The 16148-nt window shown below is 31.2% G+C and carries 15 protein-coding genes and 2 pseudogenes; 10 read left to right on the top strand and 7 right to left on the bottom strand.

What is annotated here, in order from left to right; all coding sequences use genetic code 11:
• Positions 1-51 precede the first annotated feature (51 nt).
• Both AWN65_RS08320 and AWN65_RS08325 read left to right on the top strand, forming a co-directional pair.
• Complete coding sequence (locus AWN65_RS08320; RefSeq protein WP_060382742.1) at positions 52-1164, top strand: glycosyltransferase; 1113 nt, start codon at positions 52-54, stop codon at positions 1162-1164.
• Complete coding sequence (locus tag AWN65_RS08325; protein ID WP_014166525.1) at positions 1155-1703, top strand: RNA polymerase sigma factor; 549 nt, start codon at positions 1155-1157, stop codon at positions 1701-1703. Before AWN65_RS08320 ends, AWN65_RS08325 begins: the two co-directional genes overlap by 10 nt.
• A 385-nt stretch (positions 1704-2088) precedes the next feature.
• Here AWN65_RS08325 and AWN65_RS08330 read toward each other — a convergent pair whose 3' ends face one another.
• Entirely contained in the window at positions 2089-3864 is a 1776-nt protein-coding gene (locus AWN65_RS08330) for a DUF262 domain-containing protein (RefSeq protein WP_060382743.1), read from the bottom strand.
• Positions 3865-4482: 618 nt separating this feature from the next.
• Here AWN65_RS08330 and AWN65_RS15045 point away from each other — a divergent pair.
• The 3 genes and pseudogenes from AWN65_RS15045 to AWN65_RS08340 all read left to right on the top strand — a co-directional run bounded on the left by AWN65_RS15045 (position 4483) and on the right by AWN65_RS08340 (position 6832).
• Positions 4483-4845 (top strand): hypothetical protein, encoded by a 363-nt coding sequence (locus tag AWN65_RS15045; RefSeq protein ID WP_060382744.1) that lies wholly within the window; start codon positions 4483-4485, stop codon positions 4843-4845.
• A 449-nt stretch (positions 4846-5294) separates the two neighbouring features.
• Positions 5295-5468: pseudogene (locus AWN65_RS15440) on the top strand (transposase); the annotation flags it as partial.
• Positions 5469-5818: 350 nt separating this feature from the next.
• Complete coding sequence (locus tag AWN65_RS08340) at positions 5819-6832, top strand: hypothetical protein (RefSeq protein WP_060382745.1); 1014 nt, start codon at positions 5819-5821, stop codon at positions 6830-6832.
• A 191-nt stretch (positions 6833-7023) separates the two neighbouring features.
• Here the strand turns inward: AWN65_RS08340 and AWN65_RS08345 are convergent, their stop codons facing one another.
• Both AWN65_RS08345 and AWN65_RS08350 read right to left on the bottom strand, forming a co-directional pair.
• Positions 7024-7707, bottom strand: coding sequence for a hypothetical protein (locus AWN65_RS08345; protein WP_060382746.1), 684 nt, complete (start codon positions 7705-7707; stop codon positions 7024-7026).
• Between the two features lie 503 nt (positions 7708-8210).
• A pseudogene (locus tag AWN65_RS08350) lies at positions 8211-8612 on the bottom strand (transposase); the annotation flags it as partial.
• Positions 8613-8718: 106 nt separating this feature from the next.
• Between AWN65_RS08350 and AWN65_RS08355 the strand changes: the two are divergent.
• Together AWN65_RS08355 and AWN65_RS08360 are read left to right on the top strand one after the other, a co-directional pair.
• Complete coding sequence (locus AWN65_RS08355; protein WP_060382748.1) at positions 8719-9375, top strand: hypothetical protein; 657 nt, start codon at positions 8719-8721, stop codon at positions 9373-9375.
• Between the two features lie 488 nt (positions 9376-9863).
• The gene (locus AWN65_RS08360) at positions 9864-10748 is read left to right on the top strand and encodes an Rpn family recombination-promoting nuclease/putative transposase (protein WP_060382749.1); all 885 of its coding nucleotides are present in this window, start codon (positions 9864-9866) and stop codon (positions 10746-10748) included.
• A gap of 836 nt (positions 10749-11584) precedes the next feature.
• Here AWN65_RS08360 and AWN65_RS08365 read toward each other — a convergent pair.
• Both AWN65_RS08365 and AWN65_RS08370 read right to left on the bottom strand, forming a co-directional pair.
• A complete protein-coding gene (locus AWN65_RS08365; RefSeq protein WP_060382750.1) occupies positions 11585-11998 on the bottom strand; it encodes a DUF6691 family protein in 414 nt (137 codons plus the stop codon).
• Positions 11999-12002: 4 nt separating this feature from the next.
• Positions 12003-12560 carry a YeeE/YedE family protein gene (locus tag AWN65_RS08370; RefSeq protein WP_060382751.1) on the bottom strand — a complete coding sequence of 186 codons (558 nt, stop codon included), beginning with the start codon at positions 12558-12560 and terminating at the stop codon, positions 12003-12005.
• Positions 12561-12966: 406 nt separating this feature from the next.
• On the opposite strand from AWN65_RS08370, the gene AWN65_RS08375 reads away from it, so the two are divergent.
• Positions 12967-13422, top strand: coding sequence for a hypothetical protein (locus AWN65_RS08375; RefSeq protein ID WP_060382752.1), 456 nt, complete (start codon positions 12967-12969; stop codon positions 13420-13422).
• A 59-nt stretch (positions 13423-13481) separates the two neighbouring features.
• Here AWN65_RS08375 and AWN65_RS15050 read toward each other — a convergent pair whose 3' ends face one another.
• Entirely contained in the window at positions 13482-13787 is a 306-nt protein-coding gene (locus AWN65_RS15050) for a c-type cytochrome (protein WP_060382753.1), read from the bottom strand.
• 89 nt (positions 13788-13876) lie between these two features.
• Positions 13877-14809 carry a peptidylprolyl isomerase gene (locus AWN65_RS08385; protein WP_060382754.1) on the bottom strand — a complete coding sequence of 311 codons (933 nt, stop codon included), beginning with the start codon at positions 14807-14809 and terminating at the stop codon, positions 13877-13879.
• A 49-nt stretch (positions 14810-14858) separates the two neighbouring features.
• On the opposite strand from AWN65_RS08385, the gene AWN65_RS08390 reads away from it, so the two are divergent.
• Positions 14859-15317 (top strand): GNAT family N-acetyltransferase, encoded by a 459-nt coding sequence (locus AWN65_RS08390; RefSeq protein ID WP_060382755.1) that lies wholly within the window; start codon positions 14859-14861, stop codon positions 15315-15317.
• Between the two features lie 3 nt (positions 15318-15320).
• Positions 15321-16118, top strand: coding sequence for a class I SAM-dependent methyltransferase (locus AWN65_RS08395; RefSeq protein WP_060382756.1), 798 nt, complete (start codon positions 15321-15323; stop codon positions 16116-16118).
• Positions 16119-16148: the final 30 nt, after the last annotated feature.

Below are 16148 nucleotides of genomic sequence, written 5' to 3' on the forward strand. Positions count from 1 at the left end.
GCATTTGAATTTTAAACCGCTACCTTTGCACATTATTTTTTGAAAGGATATATGGAGCTATTTTTACTCATTTTATTTTATTTTTTCCTTACCGTAGTAGTCATTCAAATAATCTATTACTTATTTGTTTTTGGCAAATTTTCTTTTACAAAACCACAAGAAAGCAAGGAAAAGCACATTTCTGTTTCAGTTATAGTATGCGCAAAAAATGAAGAAGAAAACCTGACCAAACTAATTCCGCTATTAGCAAAACAAAACTATCCTAACTATGAAATTGTCATCATTGATGATGCTTCCTATGATAACACCCGCTTTTTAGTAGAAGATCTACAAAAAGAAATCCCAAACTTAAAATTAGTAAAAGTAGAAAACAACGAAGCTTTTTGGGGAAACAAAAAATTTGCCCTTACTTTAGGTATCAAAGCAGCCTCTAAAGAATACTTACTTTTTACAGATGCTGACTGCTTTCCTAATTCAGAAAATTGGATAAAAGAAATGAGTTCTCATTTCACTATGCACAAAACAATTGTTTTAGGATATGGCGCTTATGAAAAAAAGCCCGGTTTTTTAAACAAACTAATCCGATTTGAAACTTTATTAACCGCTACACAATATTTTTCTTGGGCAAAATTAGGAAAACCCTATATGGGCGTAGGAAGAAATTTAGCCTACAAAAGAGAAGAATTTTTCAATACAAACGGCTTTATTAACCACATAAAAGTGCGCTCAGGCGATGACGATTTATTCATCAATGAAGCAGCTAACAAATCCAATACCACTATTTGTTTTTCAACTGACAGCTTTACTTATTCTATTCCTAAACAAACCTTTGGAGAATGGTTTACCCAAAAAAGACGGCATACTTCAACCGCTAAATTATACAAAGCTTTTGACAAAAACCAATTAATCCTATTCTATCTAAGCCAATTTTTATTTTTCATTACACCTATTACCTTGTTAGCTATGCAATACCAATGGATTATTGTATTATGTGCTATAGGTGTTCGCTACTTAAGCAGCTGGATTTCACTAGGCTTTTCCGCTGGAAAATTAGAAGAAAAAGATGTTATGTACTGGTATCCTATTCTTGAAATTATTTTAATTTTCACACAACTAAACATGTTTATCAGAAACCTCATTTCAAAACCTGTTACTTGGAAATAAAAAAACACATAGAAAAAGCCATAAAAGGAGATCAAGTAGCCTTTACATATTTATTAGATAAATACTGGAATGAGGTCTATGCCTTTATGTTACAACGCACCGAAAATGAAACCGATGCGGAAGACATCACCATAGAAACTTTCTCAAAAGCATTTGACAAAATAAACAGCTACAATTCTGAATTTCAATTTAATACATGGCTCATTGCAATAGCTAAAAACGTACATATTGATTTATTAAGAAAAAAGAAATCCTCCCTATTTATAGACATTACTGATGAAGAAGATCACATTGCTTATGCCATAGCAGACAACTCACCTTCAGCAGAAGACCAACTTATTACCGAACAAAATCTGAATCGTTTACTTCAATTTATCAAGCAACTAAAACCCGCTTATCAAGAAGTTATTCAGATGCGCTATTTCCAGGAAATGACTTATCAGGAAATTGCTGACGACCTGAACGAACCATTAAATAACGTAAAAATTAAGATTCTTCGTGCTAAAAAACTATTAGCAGATATTATCAAAGAAGCATAATTAAAAATATTTTGTTACTTTTTTCCAGACTATATATAAATTATACCATTTAAACTTAAAATATACTGGATTAAAAAATAAAGTTCTCGATACGTTTTTTTTCATTTTAAAGCAACTCGAACAAAGGGTTGAGTATATAATTGAAATAATCATTAGTTCGAGCGCGAAACATACCCAGAACCAACGCTAATTTTTATTGCTTTTGTAGATGTGCTATTTAAAAAAATCAAAGTTTAAAATGGTATAAAATACATTTTTAAGAATAAAACAGCAATAAAAAAGGCTATCCTAAACTTTTAGGACAGCCTCTCGTTATTCTCTCTCAAAACTTTACGAAAAAACCATAATAATAGAAGTAGAGCAGTTCCGTTCAACAGAGGTTTCATTATTGGCTCTTCCATTTCCAAATAGCAAGTCCATTTTCTGATAATTTTTTAGAACGATTATTTATTTCTTCAATATCCCACTTTGGCAAATTACTTTCTTTAAGCTTTCTCGATAATGCAGAAACTTCTGTATAAAGATTTATCTTTTCTGCGAATGGTTTCTGTCCAAATGTACTGTTTGCAGGGCTACTGTTTAAAAGCAAGTTGCCAACAGTATTAATTACAACTTTTAAATTCGGATTTTCTGCATCGTCTTTTAAATATGTTGCCCAATGTTCATTTAAATTTTGGGGCAAAATATGCTCAATAGTATTAATTGTTGAATAGTCTGGATATTCTTTAAACTCCTGCAAATATTTGTCTAACTCTTGTAAAATATGTCTTGCAAAATTTAATTCTCGCTGATTGTAAAGTTCTTTGGTTAAAAAAGCATCTTCAAACTCTTGGTTTGATACCCATAAACCTTCTGATTGAAATTTTTTCTCAATAGCTCTTGACTTGTCCGGTTCGTTGATAATATCGTTTAATAAAGAAGGAAAAAATGTATCAAACTTTGTGACACGTCTGTTTCCAAATTTACTACGAACTAATAATACATAAGTTTCTTGTAAAAGATCAATGGTATCAGTATCAGATAGGTTGTTTAACTCGTAACTTTTTAAAACACTCATTAAAAATGGTGTAATTGAAGTCATATTAGTTTGTGAAATATTATAAAGTAAACTTTTTATTCTTCCGTCTTTATGAGGAAATTTCAAAGGTTGTTTTATATTGTTGTAATACTTGGCATTTTCCAAAATATCATTTAGCGTTGCCACCGCTTTATCTTTTGTAATTTTCTTATTTCGGTTTTTAAAATGAACATACATTCTTCGTCCTTGTCCAATTCGCTTTTTTTCTCCAATTGAAAACAAGTTGATAAGATAATCTTCAAAGTTACCTTCTCCAACTTCTTTTCTTGCTTTTAGCCAAAAGTCATTATGAAGTTTTTCGTGTTCATTCGTACTGTCATTTAATATTGGCTTAAAAATATAATTACATAATAATTCTGATGCAGTCAAAGGCATTCCTGCATCGTTTAAACTTTCAAAAATTGCTTGTGCATCATCTTTTTTTTCGTCCAATGGTATCCAGACAATTGTAAGGGATTTTGTAATTACTTGAAATAACTGCCATAGGTCTTGAACATTATAAGTTTTAGTTCTCTTGTCATAGAACTTAACAAATTGATCGATTTTATTTGTGTCAGGAAAGTATAACTTTTGGTCTTCTACTAAATATGGACTACTTGGATTTTCAAGGAATACGGTTTTATATGTTGGGTATCTGTCGCCTTTACTACTAAAAACTTTTAACTTTAAATAATCGTCTCCACCATTAACATTATTACTCAACAATTTATCAATTTCTGCACAGTAGTTTTGTGCTTCCGATGAAAGATGACTTAAATTGTTTAGTGATTTCCTTATTAGTCCTAAAAGTAAATAGATTGTTGTAATTCTTTGTTGTCCGTCAATGATTAAATATCTTTTTAGGTTTGGATGTGGTGCATTGCTTTTTTCTAACACTACAACTGGTCCAAAAAAATGTTCTTCATCTTCAAAGTTGTTGTTTTCTAATGCTGGTAAAATTTCTTCATAGATATCGTCCCACAATTTGTCCCATTGCTTTTTCTCCCAAGCATATCCACGTTGAAAAAATGGAATTTCATATCTAACATTTGTATCAAATATATCTTTAAAACATCTGCTTATTATTTTTTGTTCTTCTGTCATTTCTTTTTAGAATTTTCTGTTTATATAGGGTCTCGTTTTACATTATCACTAACGACAATCTATAAAAAAACCTCACAAACCCTGTCAAATATAACTAAAACAATTAATTTAAAATAAATTTCGTATTTTTAAGTATATAACATATCCAAGGAATCTCCCGTCATCAACTACAAACAACCAATTTAGAAGACAAAATAGCTCTAGATAATCCAATACGTTTTATAGATGCTTTTGTTAGACTAATAGATCTTAATAAAACAGGATTTACGACCGTTGTTTTAAAAACCGAAGAATCGTCAGAGTTTCAAGAACAAATCTTTCTTAAAATCTATTTGTATGACTATTTAAACAACATTCGTAACTCCATAAAGTTAGAAAAGAGTTCATCCGAAATATCGAGATGCAATGACTTTTAACCTATATTCGTCCGAATTAGCATAGCATTTCTGATTTCAGAAAAAACAACCCCAAAGCACTCTAAAAACTCTTTAAATTATTTGTTTCGTTTTTAAAAAATGCTGATTTAATTACAGACGAAACTATCTCTATTGATGGTGCTAAATCTAGAGCACATAACGGTAAAAAGTCTAATTTTAACAAAAAAAAATAGACAAACATTTGGCTTATATTGAAGCCCGAATTCAAGAATACTTAGATCAATTAGATCAAAATGATAGCCAAGAAAATGCTGCCGTTATCAAAAACATTCAACAAAAAATCGAGCCCTTAAAACCCAAATTCCACATTAGGAAAAAATTCAACCAAGTGACCAATCAAAAAATAAGCGATTTTTTCTATTCTTGGATTTTCGATAATTTCAAATTCGACAATTTTACTTTAGATATAAACTCTTCTGTAGTAACAAGATATGATACTCAAGAAGGAGCAAAAAAAGAATACAACCCCTCTAAGAAAGGCAAATTATCACACCATACTTTAATAACTTTTACAAATGATATGAAATTAGTTCCAGATATGTAGTTGCACAGTGGAGATAGTACTTCTACAAATAATTTTTTTTCTTTTTTAGAAAATACGTTATCAAAATTAAAGAACAAAACGTTAGTTTAATTCGATTAGATAGTGGCTTTTTTTCAAACGAGATAATGGATTATTTAGAAACTTCTAAAAAGAATTACATCATTGCGGCTAAATTTAATCATTCAACTCAAAGGATAATTAACTAATCTAACAATTGGATTATTTTAGATGACGGTATTGAGATTTGTGAGCAAAATTATAAGGCTAAGCCTTGGAAAAAATCAAGAAGAATGGTAGTTGTACGTCAAAAATTAAAAGAAAAAACCAATGCGCCAAGTAAAATATGAAGTCTTTTTCCTGAGGATGAGATTCACAAAAAATACAGATACACAGCCTATTTTACAAATCTAGAATTTGCTCCATCAGAAATCTGAAGATTCTATCGTGGTAGAGGCCATGCTGAAAATAAAATAAAAGAATTGAAATATGATTTTATCTTTGACAACTTTAATTTGAAAGATTTTTTCCCAACCGAAGCAGCTCTTATTTTTACTATGATAGCTTATAATTTAATGTTTCTTTTCAGAACATTTGTTTTACAAGAAAAACTCAGAAAACACTAACAACATTGCGATATAAAACCTTTGCTATAGGGGCATATTTTGAAAAACAAAATGACAGGCTTATTTTGAAAATTGCACTTAACAAAAAAGAAAAGCTTGGTTCAGTGGTCTTTGAAATTATAACATCACCTATCCCTTTGAAATCTCTAATGTGTAATTTGAATTAAATATTATTTTTCGCAATAAAACTATATAAAGATACATAAAATACGCATTTGACGTGTCTTTAAAAAGCATTGATTTTAAAGAAATTAGCTAAACGAACCTAGTTTTGTTTGTTTATCCTTGTAATCATCGCTGAGTTGCGTATATTTGTGTGTTATCCACAATTACCGAAAAACTGTACTTAAATGAGAAAATTCATTAATAAGGATGGAAAATTTATAATCACATTACCAGAAGATTGGTTTCATAAAAACAAATTATACGAAACTAAAGATGGCGAAGCTGATTCGTTTGAATTTATAACCGAACCAGTTGGAACTTTTCAATTAACTTTAACTTCAACTGACAAAGGAAGAATTCCTGACATAATCAAAAAACATAATTTGAAAAGTCAAGAATACGGTAAAAATAATTTAGAAATTACTGAAGATTTTTTTCCAAGCGAAAAATTCGACATGCATTTGTGGTTTATAGTTGTAGACAACTTCTTTTTAATGGCTAAATACATCTATAACTCGATTGACAGAGGAAAAGAAATTATTACGCAAGAAATTACCAAAGCAAGAAAAGCACTTGATACTGTAATTTTTGTAGAGACAGAATATCAAGAGGCTGTTTTAGCCAGCTTTCAATTTGATAAATTTATGTTTTCACTTGTAACATCTCGTGAATTAACTGATAAAGCATACAAGAACAACAATCCTATTGAATTAGTAATCCTTTTGGCAAATCAAATTGATGCTGCATTAAGATTATGTTTAATTCTCCATGAACAAATAGAAACTGAGTCTGAGTATATTGATATAAAATTGATATATCAAAAAGATGATGACAAAGCAATTATGGAGAAAGCAATTTACAAATTAGCTTTAGATAAAGGAATTATAGACGAAAGTCTAAATGCAGAATTATACAACCTATATAATCAACGCAATAAAGTTGTTCACCGTTATATAATTAGTGAGATTACTACAAAAGAAGTAATGAAAATATCAATTGATTATAGTTTAATGGAGAAGAAAATTGGAGAAATAGTCAAAGGTTATGAAAAAAGACAATTTGAAAAAAAAGTTGGAATATATGGACATGAACCTGCTGACACACCAATAACTGATGAACAAAGAAAGTTGATTCAAAACGCTATAAATGAAAAACATTCTCATTATAGCTTTATTGAAATACCCGAAAAAGATAAGTAACTGTGCATAACAGGCGTTTGGCAAGATTGCGAATTTTGTAGTAAATACACGTTTACATTTCGCAAGAAATTTTATCTTTGATAGAAAATAATCGGTTCCGAAGTTCGCCACTTCGTGAAGCCGGCGGGACGTTGTGCATCAGTTTGACCCAACTTTGTCTAAAAACGAAATGTGAAAAATGACAAACTTTTTTAAGGTCGTTTACTATAAACTTTTTTGTTCGCGGAAACTTTACTTTGAAGACTATAAACCTTTATATCGTTATGAATTTGATTTATTGACTTTAGCAGGGAATCTTGTTTTAATAACTGTTGTTCCTGTGATTGTAATATTGTACTCTCGTATTTTTTATCTTCTTCTCTGTAATTTATTCCAAAATATGTAAGCGCATCAAAAATACCTAAAACACCAAAAATAGCAGAAAGAATTAAAGCCCAAATAGCAAAACTACGAGCAGATTTAGAATCTTTTTCTGAGTTTTCTATAGAAGTTTGAGCTAAAGAGAGTTGAGATTGTAGCATCTGAACTTGGTATTGATATAAAGCAGTTTGTTGTGTAAGTTGTTCAACTAATTGATTAGATTTTTCAGCTTCTTCGTAACTTAATATTCTTAAACAAGTTTCAGCTTTTAGAATAAAATTACAGCCGTAGTGGTCTTTTAATGTATGTATTGTCATATTACCGTGGTCACAAACCATTTCTTCGTGGAAAAAAGAGTTGAAAAACCACTCTCGTAAACATCTGTCTAAACAATCATTTTCTGTTTCAAATCCCTCTTCTTTTAGACGTTCTTTAAGCTGGTTAAATGATATTCCACATTCCAAACATTCAGAACCAATTTCAAGAACTCTTTGATAAATATTTTGTGTTGGCATAAAAAGAAAAGTTATGGTGCAAACGTAAGAAAAAATTTCAGAACTTAGTGAAGAAATAAAAACCGAACACACAACAGCGGTTTTGCAAGATGGCGAGAATTGTGGTGGCTACACGTTTTTCGCCCGCAAGAAAAATAAAATTAATAGAATATTAACGGCTTCCGAAGCTCGCCACCTCGCAAAGCCACAAAACGCCGTCAGGCTGTGAAAAAACCTCTTTTTTGAATACAATTCATCCCACCAAACTGACATAACTTTGTTTTAAGCAATGCTATTTTTGAACTTACTTTGAGGTGTTTCAAAAAATACAAACGCTAAAAAGAAGTTTAAATAAGTCGTTTTTATCAAAAAAAAGTCCTTTGTCTTGTAAGGTGAGTTCCAAGCTTTGATTTTTGCTATTAAATCAGGGACTCCAAGGATATTTATGGTACGCTTGATGTTATAGACTAGCATAATCAAGCTATGTTCACCGTTTACTTTTTCAAGTCCTATTAAATTGGTATAATTGTATCCCCATCGGCATCTTTCAAAAAAGAAACAAACAGTTTAAAGAGTTGCTTCAATGCATTGGGATTGTCTTTTCTAAAATCAGAAATACTGTGATAATTAGGACGAATATCTTCCAGTAACCATTGCATTTCAATATTACGAATACACTCTTTTTCTAGCTTTCTGGAGCTACGTATGCCATTTAAATAACCATATAAATAGATTTTAAGAAACACTTGGATATTGAAACTTGGACGACCTTCGGATTTTAAAACAACAGGTGTAAATCCTACTTTTTGAAGGTCTATGTGTTCAACAAAAGCATCTATGAATCGAACTGGGTTTTCAGAAGTAATTTTGTCTTCTAAACTCGATGCATGTAACTGATTACGGGAAATCCCTTGGATATGCTGCATTTTTAAAAATACGAAAATCCCCCTTTTTTAACAATCTATTTTAGTTATATTTGGTGGAGTTTGTGAAGTTTTTTCACAGACTGACGTTAGCGGTAATTTTAGCAAGATGCAAATAGAAGATATTTACAACCAAAACTTAAAGCTTTCAAATAATCATTGGAAAATTGAATTGTATTACGAACACGAATTTTCAGAAAAGAAATCCGAGGACGTAATTGAGAATCCCATATATATTAACGATTTTGAAAGTGGTACTTTTCTTAAAATCATTTGCTTTGATTCTATCAACAATAAAAAGACTTATTTTCTGACTGGTATTGATGGTGGTTTTTATCTAAGAGAATCAGACGAAATAAGTAAATCCTTTATCATAAAGTTAGAAAATCAAAATCTTATAATGAGCTTAGGATTTACTTTTCTTTCATTCAACTGTGAAACAGGAAAATTGAATTGGAAAATCAGATCTGACACCGCAGAAATATTTGAGTTTTATGAAATAGAGAATGATTACTTAATTCGTGGAGAATTGGCAATACACAGAATAAATAAAAATGGAGAGATAATCTGGAGTTATGGTGGCAGAGACATTTGGGTTAATGTAAACGGTAAAGAAGAGGTAAAAAATAACTCCGACAACATTCATTTAATTGATTTTGAAAATAATGAATATATAATCGACTACAATGGAGAAACCTTAAAAGATATACCAAAAACAAACAGAAACCAAATAAGACTAAAAAAATGGTGGGAATTTTGGGCATAAAAACGACCGCTAACAGCTAAGGTTTCGTTGGGCTCGAAGAGCTAACAATCAAACCCATGTTGGACGGAACCGTTGAGATTCTATCCACTATGGGAATATCGAAGTAAAAATTTAAGAATATACAAGAGGCATAAACGCCTCTTTTTTTTGAAGTTATTTTATTTTGGTTTTTTATACCATCTAACTTTGAAATTTCCTCATAATACTTTTTTACCCCTGAGACTGCCCAAAAAATTCGCAATCTTGTCATTTCGACCAAAGGGAGAAATCACACAATGTTGATTATAAGACTCCTCTTTACGTAGTGACAAACTGCATGTTGAGACACTATCCTACAAAAGCAATAAAAATTAGTCTTGGTTCTCGATGCGCTTCACGCTCGAACGAACGATGATTTTAATTATATACTCAACCAGAATCCTCCGAAATTTAAGATCAACATCAAAGATTATTTTTTGTAAATTTGACAAAGAAAACAAGTTGAGAACATGAAGGCAAAATACATCAATCCCTTTACGGATTTTGGGTTTAAGAAGATATTTGGGGAAGAAGCCAGTAAAAACCTACTTATCGACTTCCTCAATGCCTTGTTGCCAGAATATGACCAAATCAAAGAACTTTCTTTTAAAAACACCGAGCAACTCGGGCAGAGTGACCTCGACAGAAAAGCCATCTACGACATCTATTGCGAAAACGAAAAAGGCGAAAAATTCATCGTAGAACTCCAAAAAGCCAAGCAAAACTATTTCAAAGAAAGAACCATCTATTACTCCACATTTCCCATTAGAGAACAAGCCGAAAAAGGCGAATGGAACTATAACTTGAAAGCGGTTTATTGCGTAGGTGTTTTAGATTTCACCTTCGACGATTACGAAACAGAACCCGAAAGAAGCGAAGTAGTACATACCATCAAACTAAAAAACCAAAACGGAAAAGTATTTTACGATAAACTGACCTATATCTACTTAGAAATGCCCAATTTTAACAAACAGGAAAACCAATTAAATTCCCGTTTAGACAAATGGTTATATTTCATCAAAAACTTGGAAGATTTTCAAAATATTCCCACAATTTTCAAAGACGAAGTATTTACCCAAGCCTTTGAAAAAGCAGAGTTGGCAAATTTCGGGCAATTAGATTTAGACAAATACGAGAGCAGCCTTAAAGTTTACCGAGATCTAAAAGGCGTTATCGACACTGCTTTCGACGAAGGAAAGATGGAAGGATTAATTGAAGGAGAAATAAAAGGAAAAATTGAAGGAAAAATTGAAGGAAAAATTGAAACGGCTAAATCCTTAAAAAGATTAGGTGTTTCAGTAGAAATCATTACGCAGGCAACAGGCTTAACCAAAGAAGAAATCAACAAATTATAATAAGGCACTACCGCCAACAGCTAAGGTTTCGTTGGGCTCGAAGAGCTAACAATCAAACCCATGTTGGACGGAACCGTTGAGGTTCCATCCACTATGGGAACATCGAAGTAAAAATTTAAGAATATACAAGAGGCATAAACGCCTCTTTTTTTTGAAGTTATTTTATTTTGGTTTTTTATACCATCTAACTTTGAAATTTCCTCATAATACTTTTTTTAACCTCGAGACTGTCCAAAAAGTTCACAATCTTGCCATTTCGACCAAAGGGAGAAATCACATAATGGTAATTATCAAACTCCTCCTTACGTAGGAGTGACAAACTGGATGTTTATTTACACCATCTAACTTAGAAATTTCCACATAATAGTATTTTTTTAACCTTGAGATTATCCAAAAAGTTCACAATCTTTTTCGACCAAAGGGAGAAATCACATAATATTGATTACGAGGCTCCTCCTTGCGTTATCGGAGTGACAAACTGCATGTTGATTTAGTCACTATCCTACAAAATCAATAAAAATTAGTATTATTCTCGATATGCTTCGCGCTCGAACTAACGATGATTTCAATTATATACTCAACCGTTTGTTCGAGTTCTCTTAAAATGAAAAAACATATCCAGAATTTTACTTTTTAATCCAGTATATTTTAAGTTTAAATGATATAACTATTGAATTATTTTCAGAATACTTCTCTTCTTTAAACTTTTAAATTAAATAGCTATTCTATAAAACGCCATTCTCTTGAAGAAAGTTACATTTTCAATCTACTCTTTTTATTTAAATAAATTTTATACAAAATACTCTCTATAGTAAATATATTCTAACAACAGTTGCTTAATGAGGCAATTTATCCTTTAACAACCCATATACAAAGGTTCCTAAAAGAGCCCCTAAAAGAACGATAAAAATAGCAGGAACTCCTGTTCCTAACAATATAAAAATAGGACCTGGACACGCCCCTACCAGAGCCCAACCTAAACCAAAAATGATACCTCCCAGCAAATAACGAACAACAGAAATATCCTTATCTGGGATTAAAATAGGTCGCCCTTCAACGTCTGTCAACTCTTTTTTCTTGATAAGTCGTATTCCTAACACACCTACTAAAATGGCTACCGAAATAATACCATACATGTGAAATGACTGAAACATAAACATTTCATAAATACGATACCAAGATACGGCTTCTGCTTTTGTTAAAACTATTCCAAAAAGCAACCCAACTGCAAAAAAACGTAGTAATTTCATTTGTTTAAAAAAGTAAAGGTAAAATAAAATGAGCCATAACTAATCCTCCTAAAAAAAAGCCAATTACAGCTATTAAAGAGGGTAGTTGTAAATTACTTAATCCAGATATAGCATGCCCTGAAGTACATCCTCCTGCATAAGGGGTTCCAAAACCAATTAGAAAACCTCCTAACAAAAGCAAACCTAATCCTTTATATGTAAAAACAGAATCTAAACTAAATAACGCATCAGGTAAATACTTACCATTAGGAGCATCAATTCCCATCTTTTGTAATTGTACAATTGTATTAGGATTAATTTCCACATTATGGATCCCTTCTAAAAAATGAAAGGCAATATATCCTCCTACAATGGACCCTAATACTACTGCTAAATTCCATTTTTGTTCCCTCCAATCAAAATTAAAATATTCAGCTGATCTCTTACCTCCTGTCATAGAACATATTGTTCTCAGATTTGAAGACATTCCAAAAGTCTTCCCAAAATAAGTTAACAACAACATAACGAGGCCTATTAACGCCCCAGAAATAGCCCAATGCCAAGTTTGAGTTAAAATTTCCATTTCTTTTATTTTTACACAAAAATAAAAGAAATGATGTGATGAGGTAAAAAGTTATGAAAAAAAAAAAAAAAATAAAATCTACAAATCTATAAATATGTTCAATTATTTTCTCTTCCTAAAATAAGCAATTACATCATAATGGATACATTGCATTTTATTAAATTTTCTAGATTAAAGAAAATCAAAAAGCACCCTTTTGAGGTGCTTTCTATGAAATTCTAAGATAACTCTTTTATTAACCCAACCAATATAATGAAAAAGAAATATCTAGACCCAAGCAAAAGCCTGGATTAAAATTTCGGGTGCAAAGTTACTATTATTTTTTTCAAAAAAACAAAGTTTTTAACTAAAAAGGAATATTTTCTTACCTATTTTTGTTTTTATATTTGTAAAAAAAAACAGAATAATGAAAAATTTTTACTTTTTGTTACTAACACCCTTTTTGTTATTAAATAGTTGTATTAGCACACGAAACACTATTCGAAACATAGATAATAACATACCTGGTCCCTCACTCGATGAGAAACACAATAGTTTTATTATTACAAAGAATGCCTCTGATAAAAAATATGCTTTTACTGAGTTTTACCCTGTAAATGTAGGCTTTACCTCAATAGAAGATGGGGAAAACAATCAGAAACGTTTTTTAAATGCTTTGGCGGGTCCAAAAGGAGAAATTATTTCATACAAACTGATAGAATCTTGTTGTCCTTTCCCTACTAATAGAGCGGATATAGGCGCAGGTATGTTAGATATTTATGAAATAACCTACCCTGGACAAAACAAACCAGTCTTAATTTATTTAAACAAATATGAAAGAGGCGAATTGATGATACCTGTAGGATTTACCGTAAAAAAATAAGAAAATAGGGGAATTTAAAACAACAAGTTTGTTTTCTTGACTCCCCTATTTAAGTCATACTACATTCCGTAGGTCAAATAATTATACACTAAGGTTTTTTGTTCGTCTGTTATTTTTGCTTTAGGTGTCATACGGTCAACTGTTTTAGCCCATCCTGCTTTATCATGTTTTGAAGCCGGAAATAATTTATGACACTTAGCACAATTGTTTTCATACAAAGATTTTCCTTCTGCAATTTCGGCAGGCAGCTCTTTAACAACTTCTGTTTTGCTTTCTACAGAGGTAGTAGGGGCAATTGCTTTTTTTGAGCATGAAAAAAGAACGCTTCCTAAAACGATAGCTCCTATTATTTTTTTATCTAACATAACCTGTTTTTTTGATTTTGGTAAATATAAAAAAATCCCATCTTTTTCAAGGTAGGATTTTTAAATTATACGAATGTAAAATTTAATTATTATTTCACATCCATCAACTCTACATCAAATACTAAAGTAGCATTAGGTGGAATTACACCTCCAGCACCTCTATCTCCATATCCTAGATATGATGGAATTACAAAACGAGCTTTATCTCCCACTTGCAACAAAGCTATTCCTTCGTCCCATCCTTCAATCACGTACCCCTTTCCTAATGGAAAGTCGATAGGTTGTTTTCTTTTGTAAGATGAATCAAAAACCTGACCGTTTTCTAAAGACCCTTGGTAATGCACAGAAACTGTTTTCCCTTTTTCTGCTTTTTTCCCTTCCCCTTTTTGAATAATTTTATAACGTAGTCCGCTTTCTGTTCTTTCAAACCCTGCAGATAATTTGTCTACAGCTTCTTCTGCCAAACGTTTTGCTTCTTCTAATCTCTTTACACGTGATCCCTCAAATGTACGAAAAGCTTCAATAGCATTCCATTTTTCAGCTTCGGCACCTACACGAATAATTTCAACTGACTCAATTAAATCGTCTTGTAGTACTGCATCTACTACATCTTGTCCTTCTATAACATGACCAAAAACAGTATGCTTACCATCTAACCAAGGCGTTGCAACATGTGTAATAAAAAACTGAGACCCATTAGTACCTGGACCTGCGTTAGCCATAGATAACACCCCTGGACGATCATGCTTCAATGAAGGATGAAATTCATCATCAAATTTATATCCTGCATCACCTGTTCCTGTTCCTAGAGGACACCCTCCTTGGATCATAAAATCAGGAATAACACGATGAAACTTTAGTCCGTCATAATATTTTTGCCCTTGAGACTTAACTGAATTCTCTAAATTACCTTCTGCTAAACCTACAAAGTTACCAACAGTTCCAGGAGTTAAATCGTGTGTTAGCTTCACCAAAATAGCTCCTTTAGAAGTATTAAATTTTACGTAAATACCGTCTTGCATCACTTTATTTTATTAAATTTGAGAAACAAAATTACAATTTTATATTCAAATGAACATCAAAATAGTTAGCTATACCTCTAAATATAAAGAAGATTTTATCAGACTCAACAAAGCATGGCTAGAAGAGTATTTCCATATAGAGCCTCATGATCTTGTCACTTTTGAAAATATAGAACAAGATATTATTCAAAAAGAGGGAATGCTCTTTTTTTGTTTAATTGACAATATCGTTGTAGGTACTGTTGCAATGATTAAAACAAATCCTTTTACTTATGAATTAGCAAAAATGGCAGTAGATAAAAATTTTCAAGGAATGAAATTAAGCCCTTTATTAATGAATGCTTGTATTGATTATGCTATTTCTCAAAAAGCTGAAAAAATATTTCTTTTATCAAGTACTAAACTAATTCCTGCTCTTAATTTATATCGTAAATTCAATTTTATTGAAGTACCATTAGGTGAAACTGATTATGTGAGGGCTGATATACAAATGGAACTAAAGTTATAAATCATGGAAGACTTAAATTATTTAGAAATAAACAGAAAAACTTGGAACGAAAAAACAGCCATCCATATCAATTCTGACTTTTATGACACTGCTTCATTTTTAAAAGGAAAATCTACACTAAATGATATTGAATTAAAGCTCTTAGGAAATATTCAAAACAAGAGTATTTTGCACTTACAATGCCATTTTGGTCAAGACTCTATGTCTTTACAACGAATGGGAGCACAAGTAACAGCAATTGATTTATCTGATAAAGCAATAGAAACCGCTCAATCTTTCAATGCTCAATTAGGATTAAACACACGTTTCTTTTGTTGTGATGTATACGACAGTCCTAATCATATTCAAGAAAAATTTGACCTTGTTTTTACTAGCTACGGAACTATTGGTTGGTTGCCCAATTTAGATAAATGGGCTCAAGTAGTTTCTCATTTTTTAAAACCTAATGGTCAATTTATTTTTGTAGAATTCCATCCTGTTGTTTGGATATTTGATAATAATTTTAAAGAAATATCCTATAATTATTTCAATATAGAAACCATAATAGAAGAGGAAAAAGGAACTTATGGCGATCGAGATTCTGATATAAAGACAAAAACCATATCGTGGAATCACCCGACATCAGAAGTATTGAATGCGTTAATTAAAAATGGTCTTCAGATTAATTCTTTTGAGGAATACGATTATTCTCCTTATAATTGTTTTAATCAAACAGAAGAATTTGAAAAAGGAAAGTTTAGAATTAAACATTTAAAAAATAAAATCCCTATGATATTCAGTCTAACAGCTAGTAAAAAATAGTACCTAAGACAAAAAACATAATTCTATACA

Source organism: Flavobacterium covae (assembly GCF_001534645.1).
Classification (GTDB): Bacteria; Bacteroidota; Bacteroidia; order Flavobacteriales; family Flavobacteriaceae; genus Flavobacterium; species Flavobacterium covae.

Bases quoted from the DNA above. Each gene is read 5' to 3' on its own strand.
- AWN65_RS08320 (WP_060382742.1), top strand. From the start codon at position 52: ATGGAGCTATTTTTACTCATTTTATTTTATTTTTTCCTTACCGTAGTA.
- AWN65_RS08330 (WP_060382743.1), bottom strand. From the start codon at position 3,864: ATGACAGAAGAACAAAAAATAATAAGCAGATGTTTTAAAGATATATTT.
- AWN65_RS08340 (WP_060382745.1), top strand. From the start codon at position 5,819: ATGAGAAAATTCATTAATAAGGATGGAAAATTTATAATCACATTACCA.
- AWN65_RS08345 (WP_060382746.1), bottom strand. From the start codon at position 7,707: ATGCCAACACAAAATATTTATCAAAGAGTTCTTGAAATTGGTTCTGAA.
- AWN65_RS08355 (WP_060382748.1), top strand. From the start codon at position 8,719: ATGCAAATAGAAGATATTTACAACCAAAACTTAAAGCTTTCAAATAAT.
- AWN65_RS08360 (WP_060382749.1), top strand. From the start codon at position 9,864: ATGAAGGCAAAATACATCAATCCCTTTACGGATTTTGGGTTTAAGAAG.
- AWN65_RS08365 (WP_060382750.1), bottom strand. From the start codon at position 11,998: ATGAAATTACTACGTTTTTTTGCAGTTGGGTTGCTTTTTGGAATAGTT.
- AWN65_RS08370 (WP_060382751.1), bottom strand. From the start codon at position 12,560: ATGGAAATTTTAACTCAAACTTGGCATTGGGCTATTTCTGGGGCGTTA.
- AWN65_RS08375 (WP_060382752.1), top strand. From the start codon at position 12,967: ATGAAAAATTTTTACTTTTTGTTACTAACACCCTTTTTGTTATTAAAT.
- AWN65_RS15050 (WP_060382753.1), bottom strand. From the start codon at position 13,787: ATGTTAGATAAAAAAATAATAGGAGCTATCGTTTTAGGAAGCGTTCTT.
- AWN65_RS08385 (WP_060382754.1), bottom strand. From the start codon at position 14,809: ATGCAAGACGGTATTTACGTAAAATTTAATACTTCTAAAGGAGCTATT.
- AWN65_RS08390 (WP_060382755.1), top strand. From the start codon at position 14,859: ATGAACATCAAAATAGTTAGCTATACCTCTAAATATAAAGAAGATTTT.
- AWN65_RS08395 (WP_060382756.1), top strand. From the start codon at position 15,321: ATGGAAGACTTAAATTATTTAGAAATAAACAGAAAAACTTGGAACGAA.